General features: G+C 69.4%; 12 protein-coding genes. 7 read left to right on the plus strand and 5 right to left on the minus strand.

Going from position 1 to position 15282, the window contains the following annotated elements; translation table 11 throughout:
* Positions 1 to 21: 21 nt before the first annotated feature.
* On the minus strand, positions 22 to 639 hold the full coding sequence (locus D7X12_RS29200) for a DUF2716 domain-containing protein (RefSeq protein WP_120628534.1): 618 nt from the start codon (positions 637 to 639) through the stop codon (positions 22 to 24).
* Positions 640 to 768: 129 nt separating this feature from the next.
* On the minus strand, positions 769 to 2271 hold the full coding sequence (locus D7X12_RS29205; protein WP_120628535.1) for an RluA family pseudouridine synthase: 1503 nt from the start codon (positions 2269 to 2271) through the stop codon (positions 769 to 771).
* Positions 2272 to 2369: 98 nt separating this feature from the next.
* Here D7X12_RS29205 and D7X12_RS29210 point away from each other — a divergent pair, with 98 nt between their 5' ends.
* The 4 genes from D7X12_RS29210 to D7X12_RS29225 all read left to right on the plus strand — a co-directional run bounded on the left by D7X12_RS29210 (position 2370) and on the right by D7X12_RS29225 (position 6011).
* Entirely contained in the window at positions 2370 to 3194 is an 825-nt protein-coding gene (locus tag D7X12_RS29210; protein WP_120628536.1) for a helix-turn-helix domain-containing protein, read from the plus strand.
* Between the two features lie 78 nt (positions 3195 to 3272).
* Complete coding sequence (locus tag D7X12_RS29215; RefSeq protein ID WP_120628537.1) at positions 3273 to 4082, plus strand: dienelactone hydrolase family protein; 810 nt, start codon at positions 3273 to 3275, stop codon at positions 4080 to 4082.
* Positions 4083 to 4125: 43 nt separating this feature from the next.
* Positions 4126 to 5496 carry an FAD-binding oxidoreductase gene (locus D7X12_RS29220; protein ID WP_120628538.1) on the plus strand — a complete coding sequence of 457 codons (1371 nt, stop codon included), beginning with the start codon at positions 4126 to 4128 and terminating at the stop codon, positions 5494 to 5496.
* 113 nt (positions 5497 to 5609) lie between these two features.
* Positions 5610 to 6011 carry a VOC family protein gene (locus D7X12_RS29225; RefSeq protein ID WP_120628539.1) on the plus strand — a complete coding sequence of 134 codons (402 nt, stop codon included), beginning with the start codon at positions 5610 to 5612 and terminating at the stop codon, positions 6009 to 6011.
* Between the two features lie 46 nt (positions 6012 to 6057).
* Here D7X12_RS29225 and D7X12_RS29230 read toward each other — a convergent pair whose 3' ends face one another.
* Positions 6058 to 6429, minus strand: coding sequence for a hypothetical protein (locus D7X12_RS29230; RefSeq protein WP_120628540.1), 372 nt, complete (start codon positions 6427 to 6429; stop codon positions 6058 to 6060).
* Between the two features lie 2 nt (positions 6430 to 6431).
* Entirely contained in the window at positions 6432 to 7160 is a 729-nt protein-coding gene (locus tag D7X12_RS29235) for a hypothetical protein (RefSeq protein WP_120628541.1), read from the minus strand.
* Positions 7161 to 7364: 204 nt separating this feature from the next.
* Between D7X12_RS29235 and D7X12_RS29240 the strand changes: the two genes are divergently transcribed.
* From D7X12_RS29240 to D7X12_RS29250, 3 genes are read left to right on the plus strand one after another with little or no spacing between them, the layout of a single operon-like run.
* Positions 7365 to 8066: a DUF8692 domain-containing protein gene (locus D7X12_RS29240; protein WP_120628542.1), complete on the plus strand. Its 702-nt coding sequence runs from the start codon at positions 7365 to 7367 to the stop codon at positions 8064 to 8066.
* Positions 8038 to 9117 (plus strand): hypothetical protein, encoded by a 1080-nt coding sequence (locus D7X12_RS29245; protein ID WP_244224848.1) that lies wholly within the window; start codon positions 8038 to 8040, stop codon positions 9115 to 9117. The genes D7X12_RS29240 and D7X12_RS29245 overlap by 29 nt, the downstream gene beginning before the upstream one ends.
* 57 nt (positions 9118 to 9174) lie before the next feature.
* A complete protein-coding gene (locus D7X12_RS29250; RefSeq protein ID WP_120628544.1) occupies positions 9175 to 10911 on the plus strand; it encodes a serine/threonine-protein kinase in 1737 nt (578 codons plus the stop codon).
* 8 nt (positions 10912 to 10919) lie between these two features.
* Here D7X12_RS29250 and D7X12_RS29255 read toward each other — a convergent pair whose 3' ends face one another.
* Positions 10920 to 14900: an Ig-like domain-containing protein gene (locus tag D7X12_RS29255; RefSeq protein ID WP_158620144.1), complete on the minus strand. Its 3981-nt coding sequence runs from the start codon at positions 14898 to 14900 to the stop codon at positions 10920 to 10922.
* Between the last annotated feature and the right edge of the window lie 382 nt (positions 14901 to 15282).

The raw sequence follows: 15282 nt of genomic DNA on the forward strand, positions 1-15282 counted from the left end.
GAAGCCCCGCCTCCCCCCGCGTCAGTCCTCGGAGTCCACCCTGCGGGCCCGACGGAAGAGCGCGGGCGGGTTCCGGTCCACGGCGGCGATGAGGCGCGGTCCCAGCAGTTCGTAGGTCTCCGACTCGATGGGCCCCCGGCCCGGTGCCTCCAGGCCGTCGAAGTTGCCCACGCGGTAGCGCGCCGCGAAGACGAAGTGGAAGTCCGGCGGCGCGAAGACGTGCTCCGGGTCCCCCGCCGGGTGGACGTCCATGGCCCAGCGTGGTGCGAAGGCCGGAGGGTGGATGCCCCGCTCCACCTGATCCATGTGCTTGCGCGTGTAGAGGCCGGTCATCTCCTGCAGCGACGCGCCCCGCTCGAAGGGGACATGCGGGTGGAAGCGGTAGCAGGCGTGATGGGGATCCAGGGCGTAGAGCCAGCCGCCCCAGGGCGTGAGCTCGCGGAAGACGGCGAGCATCCGCTCCGACAGGTCGCGGTAGAGCTCCAGCCGCGCGTCGTGCTCCTGGCGGAAGAAGTCCCCTTCGACGACGAAGCGCACGCCGCCCCTGGCGGGCGAGGGCCACGGGTGATCCAACGCCTGGCGTTCTTCGTCGCCCGTGAGGGGCATCCAGGGTTCGGGTTCAGGCTTCAGGTCGAGCACGGATCCCCCTCTTCACGAAGTCCAGGTATTGCTCGCCTTTCAGGCCTCACGCAAGCATGCGGCACGTTGGGGAGGGGTCCGTGAGAGGCATCCGACGCCCACCGTGCCCATGACATGACATTGGTCTGCTCAACTCCAGAACGGCGCGGGGGACGTGAACGACAGACGCTCGCCCGTGTGGGGATGCGTGAAGCTCAGCGCTCCCGCGTGGAGCATGAGCCGCGTGTCCTCCTTGCCGAAGCGCGCGTCCCCGACGATGGGGGCTGCCAATCCCAGGCGGTGCGCGGCATGGATGCGCAGCTGGTGCGGATGCCGCGTCACGGGCACCAGCTCCACCCGCGTCCTGCGTTCGTCGTGACGCAAGGCCTTCCACGCTGTCATGGCCCGCTTGCCGTGAACCCTGTCCACGCACGCCTCGAGCGGGGCGGTGGACGTACCGCGCAGGGGCAGCTCGATGAGGCCCGCGTCTGCCTCCACGCGCCCTTCAACCCAGGCGACGTGCCGGTGCTCGGCCTCGCGACGCGCGAACTGACGCAGGAGCGCGGCCTGGGTCGCGGTGTCACGTGCAATCACGAGGAGCCCGGAGGACTCGGGCTCCAGGTCCTGGATGAAGAGGGGGCCGGACAGGGCCGGGAAGCGCGGCAGGAGTCGGACGAGCACCGAGTCGCGGCCGGGAGCATGGCGCCCGGGCAGTGAAGGCAGCCCGACGGGCTTGTCGACGACGAGGAGCCATGGGTCCTCATGCAGGAGCCGGGGGTCGTCGATGGCGGAGGCCCTCCGGGGCGCGGGGTCCACCGACAGGCCTTGCAGCATGTACGGCAGCACCGTGCCGCATTTGCTTTCACATGCGGGGTAGTACGCCCCGGCCTGACGCCGACCATCGAGCGGCGGCGCGCCCCACCAGAACTCCGCGAGCGCCAGGGGTTCCAGGTGATGGCGGAAGGCCTGCGCCAGCAGCTTGGGCGCCGCGCAGTCCCCGGCCCCTCCCGGCGGTGGGCGCGGCGCGAACAGCGCGGCCAATGGCTGGCTTTCCCCCCGCGCGTTGGGAATCACATAGCTGTGGGCCACCTGCCACCACAGGGCGCGGGAGCGTTCAGCGCGCAGGTGTTCGACTTCGGCGCGGCGGGCCTCGAACTCTCGCAGCGCCGCCCGCGGTCCGGCGAGGGCGCGCTCAGGCTCCGCGGACAGCGCCGCGAGCTGCGTTCGCACCTGCTCCGCTTTTCGAACCCACTCCGCATGCTGCTGTCCCCATGCGGCCAGCTCCGCCTCACCCGCCGGCAGGAACGCATCACGCGCGACGGGGTCGAACAACGGGGGCGCGAAGCCCTCCACGTTCCAGGCGCCGTCCAGCATCCCGGAGAACGCACACAGGTACCCGAGCCGTCCTCCCGGCTCCGCGACGACGAGCACGCCGAACATCTTCCCGCCACCGGGCTGCCACAGCGCGTCCCACGGCCCTTGTTTCAACCGCTCCTGGAGGGCCTCCGCTGCCTTCCGCGCCAGGGGGTGCGGCGGCCCCGGGTGGAACGGGCTCGCGAGGCGTGAGGGCATGTCTTCTCGACGCGGGGCTTCGTCGAAGAACGTCACGGCCAGGGAGGGATGCGCCACACTCACGTCGTCGAACCGTGCCATGCGGACCCGCGAGGCGACGAGTGTTTTCACGGGCGCCCGGGCGCGTGCCAGCACGGCCCCGGAGCATGCACCGGGCCTGATGGTAGAACCGGGGACCCGTGCTCTTCCTCAAGCGACCTCCCGCCGCGCCACTGAGGCCCCTGGTGATGGGGTACTGGTTCATCGAGGACCTGCAGGGCGCTCATGCGGGGAAGCCCATCGACACCACGCCGTCTCCGGCGGCGGTGTTGACCATCAATTTTGGCAGGCCCTGTGGGAGTGAGTTCGCGGCAGGGGCGCCGCGAACCTCGCTGCTGGGGGTCCAGAGCCGTCCGCGCGCGTGGAGCTCCGGCGAGGGCTGCTCCTTCGTCATGGTCATGCTGAAGCCCGCCGGCCTCGCGCGCCTCTTCCCCGCGACCGGGCTGGCCGCGAGCGATGAGTTGCTGGAGCTGGGCGCCGTGCTGGGAGATGGCCCGGCCCGGCGGCTCGCGGACGACCTTGCGGCGGCGTGGGAGCCCCACCGGGTGGCCGCGCGCCTGGATGCATGGCTGCTCGGACGCCTGGCCGCGACGAAGCCCGCGGAGGAGTTCGAACGGTTCGCGCGGGCCTGGGATGCCTTGCGGCGGACCTCGCGCGTGGAGGCGGCGGCCCGGGCCGTGGCGGTGTCGACGCGCCAGCTGGAGCGCTGGTTCCGGGACCACGTCGGGCATTCCCCCCGGCGGTTGCTCGCGCTTGATCGGATCCATTCGAGCCTGCTCGCGGCGCAGACGGGCCAGGGAGATGCGTTCGAGGGCTTCAGCGACCAGGCCCATCAAGTCCGCATGTGGCGGCGCTACCTGGGGCGCACTCCCGGGCGTTTCTCCAGGACGCCCCGCTCCCTGCTCGCCGACTACTTCAATCCCGCTCGGGAGGATGTCCCCCAGGGGCTCGCGCACTTCTTCTGAAGATGTCGCATTCGTTCAAGACGGCGGAGCCGGAGGCGTGCAGCGTGGGGGCTGCTTGTCTTGAAAGGAGCCACCCGGATGTCGTCTTCCTCCTCCTCGCGGATCCATGCGGAGCCGCTCGACTACTTCGATGGCGAGACAATCTGTCAGGGGTATGCCGCCCATGACACCGGCCACGAAGACAGACGGCCCTGTGTCCTGATTGCCCATGCATGGGATGGGCAGAACGCCATCATGCGCTCCATGGCGGAGGGCTATGCGGAGCAGGGCTACGTCGGCTTCGCGCTGGATGTGTATGGGAAGGGTGTGCGCGGCGAGGTGACGGGAGACAACTCACACCTCATGGGTCCGTTCATCGAAGACCGGGCCCTGCTGCGCCGCAGGATGCTCGCGGGCCTGGAGGCGGCGAAGCGCCATCCCCGGGTGGACCCCACGCGCATCGCGGTGGTGGGCTATTGCTTCGGAGGGCTCTGCGCCCTGGACCTCGCGCGCAGCGCTCCCGAAGGGCTGACGGGCGCCGTGAGCATCCATGGCGTGCTCCATCCCCCGAGCCTACCCCCGAGCTTCGGAGCACAGCCGCCCATCACCGCGAGCGTCCTCCTGCTGCACGGCTGGGAGGATCCGACCGCGCGGCCCGACGCCGTGCTGGCCATCGCCCGGGAGCTGACCGACGCGGGCGCCGACTGGCAGCTCCAGGCCTACGGCCACGCGATGCATGCCTTCACCTTCGAGGGCGCGAACGACCCCCAGGCAGGCATCCTCTTCAATGCCCTCGCCGCTCGACGCGCGGCGGCGGCGCTGCGAACCTTCCTGGCGCAGGTCCTGGGCGCAGGCGCGGAGGTCGCGGACCTGGGGCAAGCTGGGCGCGAGGGACGGACCGCAGGATGACCTCTGCCCTGCGTTCATTCCCCGGGGAGCTGGGAGGCCTATCGTGACAGTGGACGTGGTGCGGGCGCTTTCGGAGGTGTTGCCGGCGGAGTCGCTCGTCACCGACCGGGACGTGCTCGATGCGCATCGGCACGACCAGGCGGAGTGGGCGCCTTCCGGCATGCCGCGCGTGCTCGTGCGGCCCGCGTCCACGGAGGAGGTGCAGGCCGTGCTCCGCGTGGCCTCGGCGCTCCGGGTCCCGGTGGTGGCGCGGGGCGCGGGCTCCGGCCTGTCAGGAGGCGCGAACGCCAGCGAGGGCTGCATCCTCGTCTCCCTGCTGCGGATGAACCGCGTGCTGGAGGTGGACCGGCGCGGCATGTTGGCCGTCGTCCAGCCCGGCGCGCTCAACGCCGCGCTGAAGGCCGCCGCGGCCGAACAGGGGCTCTGGTACGCGCCGGATCCCGCGAGCTGGGAGTTCTCCACCCTCGGCGGCAACCTGGCGACCAACGCGGGCGGCCTGTGCTGCGTGAAGTACGGCGTGACGGGGGACGCGGTGCTGGGCCTGGAGGTGGTGCTCGCGGACGGCTCCGTCGTGCGCACCGGCGGGCGCACCGTGAAGAACGTCGCGGGCTATGATCTCACGCGGCTCTTCGTCGGCTCCGAGGGGACGCTGGGCATCATCACCGAGGCCACCCTGCGGCTGCGTCCCCGGCCGCCCAGGGCCACGACGCTCCTGGCCACCTTCCCCACGCTCGTGGGCGCGGGCACCGCCGTCTCCGACATCATGGCGACGACGCGCCCGTCCCTGCTGGAGCTGATGGACCGCACCACCGTGCGCGCCGTCGAGTCCTGGAAACCCATGGGCCTGGACGTCCAGGCCGCGGCCTTGTTGCTGGCGCGCTCCGACGCGGGCGGCGCGCAGGGCGAGGAGGAGCTCGGGCTGATGGCGGCGGCCTGTGAGCGGTCCGGCGCGTCCTTCGTGATGAACACCCCCGACGAAGCCGAGGGCGAGCTGCTCATGCAAGCGCGGCGGCTGGCCTTTCCCGCGCTGGAGCAGCAGGGCGCGACGCTGCTGGACGACGTGGGCGTGCCCATCTCCCGCATCCCGGAGCTGCTCGCGGCGGTGGAGCGCATCGCGGATCAGCGCGGCGTGCGCATCGGGACCTTCGGGCACGCGGGCGACGGGAACATGCACCCCACCGTCGTCTTCGACCGGAAGGACCCGGAGGTGATGGCCCGGGCGAAGGAAGCGTTCGACGACATCCTGCGCGCGGCGCTGGACCTGGGAGGGACCATCACCGGCGAGCATGGCGTGGGTTCACTCAAGCGAGCGTTCCTGAGCGCCCAGCTCGGCCCGGAGACCCTGCGCCTGCATCACACCGTCAAGGCCGCCCTGGACCCGGGGGGCATCCTCAATCCGGGCAAGCTGCTCTGAGGCGGAGGGCCGGGGAAAAAGAAGGAAAATGCCGTGTCGATCTCCCGGAGCCACATTCGTCGTGTGGATGAAGGCGACATTCCGCCCCTCACCCATTCCGAAGGAGACCCACCATGGCCACCAAGATCTTCGTGAACCTCCCCGTCCAGTCGCTCGACCGCTCGGTCGGCTTCTTCACGAAGCTGGGCTACACGTTCAACCCCAAGTTCACCGACGCCAACGCCACCTGCATGATCATCGCCGAGGACATCTACGCGATGCTCCTGGTGAAGGACTTCTTCAAGACCTTCACGAAGAAGGAGATCGCGGACGCCACGAAGGTGACCGAGGTGCTCATCTCCCTCTCCATGGACAGCCGGGCCCAGGTCGACGCGATGTTGGACAAGGCCGTGGCGGCGGGCGGCTACGAGTACAAGGAGAAGATGGATCAGGGCTTCATGTACCAGCGGGGCTTCCAGGACCTCGACGGCCACCAGTGGGAGATCTTCTGGATGGACCCCGCCGCGGCGCAGTAGGCCCCGCGCGCCTTCAGAGCGGGCGCTTCATGCCCGTCAGCCTGCCTCAGCCCGTCTTCTTCTGGTACGCCTTCACCAGCACGTTCATGCGCCGCCCGCTCGGGTCCTCCTTGCGGGGATCGGAGATGACGAGCACCCACTTGCCCGACACCACCGCGGAGCCGACGGCGGTGCCGACGAGCGCCCAGCCGCCCTCTTCCGCCTTCTGGGCCTTCTCCGCGCTGTCGAAGACGCACACCGTGGCATCCAGGCCGCTCACCTTGCCGGCCTTGCACTTGCCCCCGGGCAGCTTCTCGCCCACGTCGGTGAAACCGGAGGGAGTCTCACCCGCCGCCTTCCACGCGTCCAGCACGTCATCCGCACTGCTGGAGCAGCCCGCCAGCAGCAGCGCCACCAGCGGGAATCCCTTGCGCAGCATGCTCAGTTCCGTCCCTTGAACTTCTTGTTCTTGTGCTTCTTGTGCTTGCCGTGATTGTGGTGATTGCAGTGGTCGTGGTCGTGGTCGTTGTCATCCCGGATGATGATGACGTCCCGGCCCGGCGGCGGAGGCGGAGCCGGCCTGCCCACGTTCACGTTCACGCCCACGTTGACGCCCACGTTGATGATGGGGCCGCGGTACTGGGGCGGCGGAGCGAACGTCACCTCCGGGCGCGGCGCGTTCCAGTTGCGATAGACCGTGTTGACCCGCACCAGCTTCGGGTTCTCCCGCCGGTAGTCCTCGGGGTACTCGCCCGCGTAGTAGTGGACGTCCTCCTTGTCCACGAACTCCTGACGCGGCGGCGGCTCGTAGGCGTGGTAGTGCGGCCCGTCGTGGTAGCAGTACTCCACGTCGTCCACGTCCACGTCGATGTTGATGATGACGTTGAGCACCACCGGGTGGTGCCCGTAGTAGGAGTGCCGGGGGCCCTCGTAGCCGAAGGGCGTCGGGTCACCGATGAAGACGTAGACGTTGTCGCGCGTGCGGTAGAGCGTGTCGGCGTGCTGCGGCGCCACCGAGTGCACGTGCGTCGTCTCGAGGTGGCACAGGCCATCCCCGGGCTGCCCGGTGCGCGGGTGCAGTCCAGCGTACTTCCACTGCTTCGCCTCGGCCGCGCTGGCGGCGACGAGCAGCAGCACCGCGGACAGACCGGCCAGATTCTTACGTGACATGGGGGTTCTCCGTCGGGGGACGATATATCCGATACCTGACCCCGCGCGCCCCGGATCGATCACACCCTTTCTTGGGGGTCGCACCCACGGTGTCCGTGAAGGTGCTCCCAGTGCCATCCGGAGACAGCGGGCGCGAAACTTTTCGACCCTGCGACAACGCGCATCGGGAATGGCCTCCGGGGTAACCTCCGGCCTCCGGTTCCGATGCTCCCCGCCTCCCACATGATGCGCCGCTGGCTGCTCGCGACGGCGGGCGTGCTGACCGCCCTGGGCATGGGAGTGGAGGTCGCGGCCTCCGCGCTCGGCACGCGGAGGCTGGCGCCGCTCGTGGAGTTCCTGTCCCTGAGCTACGAGCGGAACCTTCCCACCTGGTACGCGTCAGGGCTGCTGCTGGCGTGTGCGCTCGTGCTCGCGGGCATCGCGCGGGCCGCGGGGCTGACGCACGAGCCGGCGCGGCGCCACTGGTGGGCCCTCGCGGTCCTGTTCGCGTACATCTCGCTGGACGAGAGCGTGGGCCTCCACGAGCACCTGGGCGGCCTGCTCTCGCTGGGTGGGGTGCTGTACTTCACCTGGGTGGTGCCGGCGGCGGTCGCCGTGGTGCTCGGGGGGCTCGCGTTCCTCCCCTTCCTCGCGCGGCTCTCCTCGCGGCGGCGGGCGCAGTTCATCGTCGCGGGCGCGCTGTACGTGGGCGGTGCGCTGATCATGGAGCTGCCCCTGGGCTGGTGGACGGAGCGGCACGGCAACGACAACCTCGTGTACGCGCTCATCGATCATCTGGAGGAGGCGCTGGAGCTGGTGGGAGCGAGCCTCTTCCTCGCCGCGCTGGTGGAGGAGCTGGGCGAGCGGGTGGTGCTCACGGCGAGGGAGGAGGCGGCGCATGGGACTTCCCCGGCCAGCCCTCGCTGAGGAGCCAGGGCTCCGGGTGGAGCCGGTGCGCGAGGTGCACCTGGCCCCCTCGCGCTCGCCCTACATCGTCGGGCCCGTCTACGACTGGGTCTTCTTCCTGCTGCCGCCGCTGCTGGCGCTCGGGCTGGGCATCGCCATCTCGGGCACGGCGTTCAGCGACGCCCCGGTGCGCCTCTTCGGGCGGGAGAACACGGGGTCCGGGCTGTTGGTGGGCAGCATCATCCACGCGCACCTGGTCGCGGTGCTCTTCCGCAGTCACGGCAACCCCAGCGTCTTCCGGCGCTACCCGCTGCGCTTCGTCCTGGTGCCCGTGCTGGCGTGGGCGGCCATCCGCGGCTCCGCGGTGGTGGCGGTGGCGGCCACCGTGCTCGCGACGTTCTGGGACGTGTGGCACTCGGGAGCGCAGACGTTCGGCCTGGCGCGCATCTACGACCGCAACCAGGGCAACCCACCCGAGGCGGGACGGCGGCTCGACTTCTGGCTGAACCAGCTGCTGTACGCGGGGCCCATCCTCGCGGGCGCGACGATGCTGGATCACTTCAGCAGCTTCGAGCCGTTCAAGGCGGTGGGCATGCCGTGGCTCGCCTCCGTGCCCGCGCGCATGACGGCCACCCACCGCGTGTGGACGCTGGCCGTGCTGGCCGTGGGCGGCGCGTTCCTCGTGTTCTACGCCGTGGCCTCCGTGCGCCTGGGGCGTCAGGGCTACCGGCCCTCGTTCCACAAGGTGTTCCTGCTCGTCACGACGGGTGCGTGCTCCATCTACTGCTGGGGCTTCGACACGTGGGGGGAGGCGTTCTTCATCATGAACCTCCTCCACGCGGTGCAGTACCTGGCGCTCGTGTGGGCCACGGAAGGCAGGCGCCTCCGGGAGCGGCTGCGAAGCCGCGTCCCGGCGCTCGCCCTCTTCCTGGGCACCGTGCTCGCCTATGGGGTGGGTGCCGAGCTGCTGGACCCGGACCTGGAAGGGCTCTGGGCCTGCACGCTCGTCGTGTCCTTGATGCACTTCTGGTACGACGGCTTCATCTGGTCCGTGACGCGCAGGCACGTCTGAGGGCCAGCTCCTCTCCATCGGCCCTCGGTCCCGAGGGCTTGTTATCGTGCGCACCCCATGAACGAGCCTACGTCCGTCACCGATCCACGCATTGGTTCGGTGTTGCAGGAGCGCTACCGCATCATCGAGCGGCTCGCGGCGGGAGGCATGGGCGTCGTCTACCGGGGCGAGCGGCTGGAGGTGGGCAAGTCCGTCGCCATCAAGTTCCTGCACGCGTGGGCGGCGCGGGATGACGACTTCCGCAAGCGCTTCCAGGTGGAGGCGCGCGCGATGAGCCGCCTCACCCATCCGTGCTGCGTGTCGGTCATCGACTTCGGCGTGGATCAGGAGTCGCCGTACATGGTGATGGACTTCGTCACCGGGGAGACGCTGCGCGGGCTGCTGCGCGACGGTCCGCTGCCGCCGCCCCGGGCCCTGAGCGCCCTGCGGCAGGTGCTCGCGGGTCTGGCGCATGCGCATGACCAGGGCATCATCCACCGGGACATCAAGCCCGAGAACATCATCGTCACCCACGCCGTCGGGCTCGGGGAGCAGGTGCGCATCCTCGACTTCGGGCTCGCGAAGCTGCGCGACGAGGTGACGGGCATCACGTCGGGGATGATGCTGGGGACTCCGTCCTACATGGCCCCGGAGCAGATCCACGGTGAGCCGGTGGGTCCGCCCACGGACCTGTACGCCACCGGCGTGCTGCTCTACGAGCTGCTCACCGGCAAGAAGCCCTTCAACGCCACCAGCAACGCGGAGCTCTTGCGCATGCAGCGCGAGGTGACGCCGCCCCGGTTGCGCGACGCCGCCCCGGACGCGGGCTTCTCCGCGGAGCTGGAAGCGACGCTGGCGAAGGCGATGGAGAAGGCCCCGGGGGACCGCTTCCAGTCCGCCACGGAGTTCCTGGCCGCGCTCGAAGGGGCCTGGTCGGGTCCGGCGGTGTTCTCCGTGGCGCCCGTCGCGTCCGTGACGCCGCGCCCCTCCTCGCCCACGCCGGCGCGTCCCAGTGAGGAGGTGCTCGCGACCCGGAACGCCCGGGCGCAGCCGCGCGTGACGCCGGTGGGAACTCCTGCCGAAGCCCGGGCTCCTGAGTCCCTGCCGGTGGCTCCCACGGAGATTGTGAAGAAGGAGCCCCAGGTCGCCTCCGAGGCCGCGCGCCCGTCCGGCCCCGTCGCGGCCCCGCCCGCCTGGAGCCGCTCGCGCCGGGTGTTGGGTGGCGCGGCGGTGTTCACCCTGGCCGCGGCAGGCCTTGGCGCGTGGGCCCTGGCGTCAAGGTCCACCGGCGTGGCGCCCGTGTCCTCGGAGCGCCCGTCCGCGGCGGCTCCGGATGGTGAGGAGGCACGGGCGGAGGCTCCCACGGGCACCACGGCCTGGGAGCCTGTCGTGGAGCAGCTCCCGGGCATCGACGAGGCCCATCGGTTGATCAAGGCGCAGCGGCGGGACTCGGCGCTGGCGGCGCTGAAGAAGCTGGCCGCGAAGCACCCGACGAGCGCCTACGTCCGCTACCTGGAGGGGAACGTCAACTTCGACAACCTCCGCTGGGTGGATGGCGTGGCGTCCTACCGGGCGGCGCTGCGCAACGACGCCGCGTACCGGAACGCGCCCGTCGTCATCCAGAACGCCATCCGCTGCCTCGTCAGCGACCGGTTCCACGGCACCTGCCAGGACTTCCTCCGCAAGGACCTGGGTGAGGCCGCGGTGCCCTCGCTGGAGGACGCGGCCCGTGAACACCCCATGGCCAGCGTCCGGACCCGGGCCGCCGCGCTGCTCCGCCAGCGCGGCCCCGAGTCCACGACGCGTTCTCGCTGAAGCCGCGGTCAGGCCCTGCGCCGCCTGAGCGCCCCCAGCGCCAGCACCGCGAGCCCCACCAGCATCCCGAACGGCAGGCTCCCTCCCGAGGAGGAGGAGCAGCTCACGCCGCCGCCCAGGGTCCGGGTGTCGGAGCCCAGGGAGAGGCGCCACTGACGCGTTTCGGGGGAGGTGTCCACGTTGCCCGCCCGGTCCCTGGAGCGCACCTGGAGCGAGTGGCCACCTTCGAGCACGTCGAAGGAGATCTCGGACTCGCACGCCGCGAACTCCACGTTGTCCAGGCTGCACTCGAAGGTCGCGCCCTCCTCCGTCGAGGAGAACTGGAACGTGGTCTTCGTCGTGCGGACACGGCCCTCGGGTCCCGCCACGATGCCGGTCTCCGGGGACCGTGTGTCCACGGTGAGGGAGAACTCCCCGAGCGCCCCGCTCGCGTTCCCGGCGGGGTCCTCCGCGCGGAGCTGCAGGGCGTTCTCGCCCTCCGGCAGCGACAGCTCGGGGGTGAGGCTCCAGCGCCCGGCCGCGTCCACGAGCGCCACGCCCATCTCGGGTCCATTCCGCAGGGCGACGCTCACGCGGTTGCCGGGCTCGCCGCTGCCCTGCAGGACCGGGGTGGTCACCGCGACGATCGCCCCAGGAGCAGGACTCGTCATCACCGGCACGGGAGGCGCCTCCGTATCCACCACCCACGAAGCGGTGGCGGGACTGCCATCCAGGTTCCCCGCGGCATCCACGGCCCGGATGTTCATGGTGTAGGCCGCATCCGCTAGGTCGCGCACCTCGAAGGGACTGGTGCACGGCGTGAAGGGCGCCGAGCCCAGGCTGCACTCGAAGTGGACTGCTTCAAGCTCGGATCCCTCGTAGGCAAACGTGAACCGGGCCAGGGACTTCGGTTCGAAGGCCGCGGGGTGCTGCTCCAGGACCGTGTCGGGGCTCTGGGTGTCAACGGTCCAGGTGCACTCGGCGGGTTCGGTATCCTCATTGCCCAACGAATCACGCGCCTTGACCCGGAGCGTGTACGAGCCGTCCCGGACCACGGTCACCGAGTGGGTCGGGTCACAGCGCGCGAAGGTGCTCCCGTTCAGACTGCACTGGAAGGTGATGGGCGTCGTCGGCGGCGGTTCGTTGTCCTTGTCGGACGTGAACGTGAAGGTTTTCGTGAGCGTGTTGATAGGCGTGCCCGTCGGGGGGCACTCCTTGAGGGTGGTGTTTGGGAACTTGGTGTTGACCCACCAGGTCCAGACCGCTGGGGACGCGGTCTCAGTCTCATTCCCGGCCAGATCCTTCGCCTTCACGGAGAGGGTGTACTTACCCGTGAGCAGGTTCGTCAGGACATGGTTGGCGGGGCACTCTCTGTAGCCCGTGCTGGTGCCCGGGCTGCTGTCATCAGCCTCGTAGGAGCGGTCGCAGAGGAAGGTCACGTTCAACTCATTGGAGCTGAAGGTGAACCGCGCCTCGGGGCTGTTGGTCGTGCCCCCGTTGACCGTGGTCGGCCCGGACTCAATGTGCGTCGTTGGCGCGGTGGTATCCACGGTCCAGGTGTAGCTCTCCGGCGTCGGATCCACGTTGCCTGCGCCGTCACGCGCGCGGACGATCAGCGTGTGCGAGCCGTCCGGAAGCGCAGGCGTGAGGTAGGGGGTGACGCAGGTGACGAAAGTCGGGTTGCCGGGCGAAGAGCTGTCGAGGCTACAATCGTAGGTCGCACCCGTCTTGTTGGACTCGAAATTGAACGTGCCTGTCTTCTGATTCGTCAGCAGCGGTGGCATCAGGGTGATCAGCGTGGATATCGCGGACTGATCCACGGTCCACGTTGAGGTCACGGGGGAAGGATCCAGGTTCCCCGCTCGATCCTTGGCCCGGATGCGCAGGGTGTGCAGTCCTTCACTGGCGACCGTCGCGACATGCGGGCTGGAACAGGCTGCGTACTCCGCGCCGTCGAGGCTGCACTCGAAAGTCCCCCCCGTTTCGTTCGAGTGGAACGTGAAGTTGGCGGTGGTCGACTGCTGTGCGGGCGGGGGCCCGGAGTCGAGGATCGTGTCAGGGGCCGTGACATCCACGGTGAAGGAGCGGGGCGCGGAATCAGGCCCCACGTTTCCGGCCTTGTCCGTCGCCTTCGCCTTCACCGTGTACGTGGTGCCATCCGTGAGCTGGCTCGTAACGACCAGGCTCCAGCTACCGCCCGTGCTCGCTACCGCCGTCCCCGTCACGGAGTCTGACGACGGCGATGACCAGGTGATCGTCACCGTGCTTCCCGGCTCGGCCGTTCCGGAAATCGTGGGCAGTCGGGTCGCCACATAGGCATCGGCAAGCGGCGCTGACACCAGGGGTGCCGCAGGAGCAGCGACATCCACCTCCCACGAATGAACCGCGGGGATCGGATCCACGTTGCCCGCCGTGTCCTTCGCACGCACGTAGAGGACATGCGGCCCGGATGTCACGGTGTAGGACTTCGGCGTTTCGCACTCCGTGAACTTTGGGGCGGTGTCGAGCAGGCACTCAAACGTCGAGCCCGTCTTGGAGGACGTGAACGTGAAGTTCGCCGTCGTCTGATTCACGATGGGCGCAGGCGAGGCAGTGATGGTCGTCTCCGGCAAAACGGTGTCCACCGTGAAGTTGCGAGTGGCGGACGGATTGCTGGTGTTACCCGCTGCATCCACCGCGACGACGGATGCCGTATGCGCGCCCTGCGACAGATCCGTCGCCGGAACGTAGCTCCAGCTGCCTTGCGCGGTCGCGGTCACGGTGGCCTTCAAGCTGCCATCCAGGGAGACCTTCACCTGGGACAGGGCCTCCGCGCTCCCCTGGAGCAGAGGCCTGACCGTGTTCACGAAGAGCCCCTCCGTCGGACTGTTGATCTCAGGGGCCGCAGGGCTCTGGGCATCCGCTGTCCAGGACGACACCGCAGGAGTGGGATCGACATTCCCCGCGGCATCCTCGGCCCGGATATGCATTGTGTGCGGACCATTCGTGACGGTCCTGGTGAGCGGGCTGGTACAGGTCTCGAACGCGCCGCCATCGAGACTGCACTTGAAGGTCGCTCCCGGCTCAATCGAGCTGAATGTGAAGGTGGCGCTGGTCGACGGGTGTAGCGCAGGCGGCCCGGAGCCGAGGGTCGTGTTGGGGGCCGTGACATCCACGGTGAAGGAGCGGAGCCCGGAATCAAGACTCACGTTCCCGGCTTTGTCCGTCGCAGTGGCCTTCACCGTGTACGTGGTCCCATCCGTGAGTTGGGGCGTGACGATCCAGCTCCAGCTGCCACCCGCGCTCGCTAACGCCGTCACCAGCACCGCGCCTGAGGGGACCGTCTGGATGATCGTCACCGTGCTTCCAGGCTCGGCCGTTCCTGAGATCGTGGGCTGTCGGGTCGCCACGGAGGCGCCAGCCAGCGGCGCTGTCAGCAGGGGTGCATCAGGCTTTGTCGAGTCCACCTCCCAGCGATGAACCGCGGGGGTCGGATCGAGATTGCCCACCGTATCCTTCGCACGCACGAGGAGGATGTGCGGCCCCTCCGCCAGGTTGGCGAATTCCACCACGGCGCTGCAGGGCACGAACTGGGACGCGCTGTAATCGAGGAGGCACTCGAACGTGGCGTCGGCCTCCGAGGTGAACGTGAAGTTCGCGGTGGTCTGATTCACGAGTGCCGCCGGCTTGTTGCCGATGGTTGTTTCCGGCCCCGTGCCATCCAAGGCGAACAGCCGCAGGTCGGACTCAGTGCTTCTGTCAGCGGCATCGATGGAGCGCACCTTGAGGCGGTACGCCCCGTCCACCAGGACCAGGGAAGAGGACGGTGCGAAGCTCCAGTTGCCCCCCGCATCGCTGGTGACCTCGGCAAGCTCGTTCTCCACCATCGGCGTGGTCACCCTGGTCAGCAGCAGCTTCACCCGGGTGCCGGCTTCAGCGGCGCCTCGAAAGCTCAGCGATGCCCTGCTCACACGCCGGTTATCGACATCCGGATCGCTAATCGTAGGCTTGGTGGGCGCCGTCGTATCCACGGTGAAGATGATGGTCGTGGAGGCGGAGGTCGTCGTCCCATCCGTCGTCCTGGCCTGGATCCAGTTCACGCCGTCAGCGAGTGGCAGCCCCTGAATCATCGCCGTGGAGTCGAAAACCCATCTCCCGGCTCCGTTGGCGGTCACGTCGGTCAACTTCACGTCCTTGATGTACAGGCTCACCACGGCCCCGCCTCCCGCGGTCCCTTCAAACGGGGGGCGGCCGGTGTACAGGACCGCTCCAGCCACGGGCTTGGTCACCTCGGGCACGACGACCGGATCCCCAGGCGCGGGGGCAACGCCCTGCGACTCCAGCGCAGCAACGCCCTGGACCACCTGCTGCTGCCCCTCCCCACCGGCGCCCAGGTGGTGCTCGCCTCGCGTG

Source organism: Corallococcus sicarius, from assembly GCF_003611735.1.
GTDB classification, from domain to species: Bacteria; Myxococcota; Myxococcia; order Myxococcales; family Myxococcaceae; genus Corallococcus; species Corallococcus sicarius.

Coding starts and splice junctions, on each gene's coding strand:
- D7X12_RS29245 (WP_244224848.1), top strand. CDS start 8,038: ATGGGACTTCCCCGGCCAGCCCTCGCTGAGGAGCCAGGGCTCCGGGTG.
- D7X12_RS29240 (WP_120628542.1), top strand. CDS start 7,365: ATGCTCCCCGCCTCCCACATGATGCGCCGCTGGCTGCTCGCGACGGCG.
- D7X12_RS29230 (WP_120628540.1), bottom strand. CDS start 6,429: ATGCTGCGCAAGGGATTCCCGCTGGTGGCGCTGCTGCTGGCGGGCTGC.
- D7X12_RS29250 (WP_120628544.1), top strand. CDS start 9,175: ATGAACGAGCCTACGTCCGTCACCGATCCACGCATTGGTTCGGTGTTG.
- D7X12_RS29235 (WP_120628541.1), bottom strand. CDS start 7,160: ATGTCACGTAAGAATCTGGCCGGTCTGTCCGCGGTGCTGCTGCTCGTC.
- D7X12_RS29205 (WP_120628535.1), bottom strand. CDS start 2,271: ATGGCACGGTTCGACGACGTGAGTGTGGCGCATCCCTCCCTGGCCGTG.
- D7X12_RS29225 (WP_120628539.1), top strand. CDS start 5,610: ATGGCCACCAAGATCTTCGTGAACCTCCCCGTCCAGTCGCTCGACCGC.
- D7X12_RS29215 (WP_120628537.1), top strand. CDS start 3,273: ATGTCGTCTTCCTCCTCCTCGCGGATCCATGCGGAGCCGCTCGACTAC.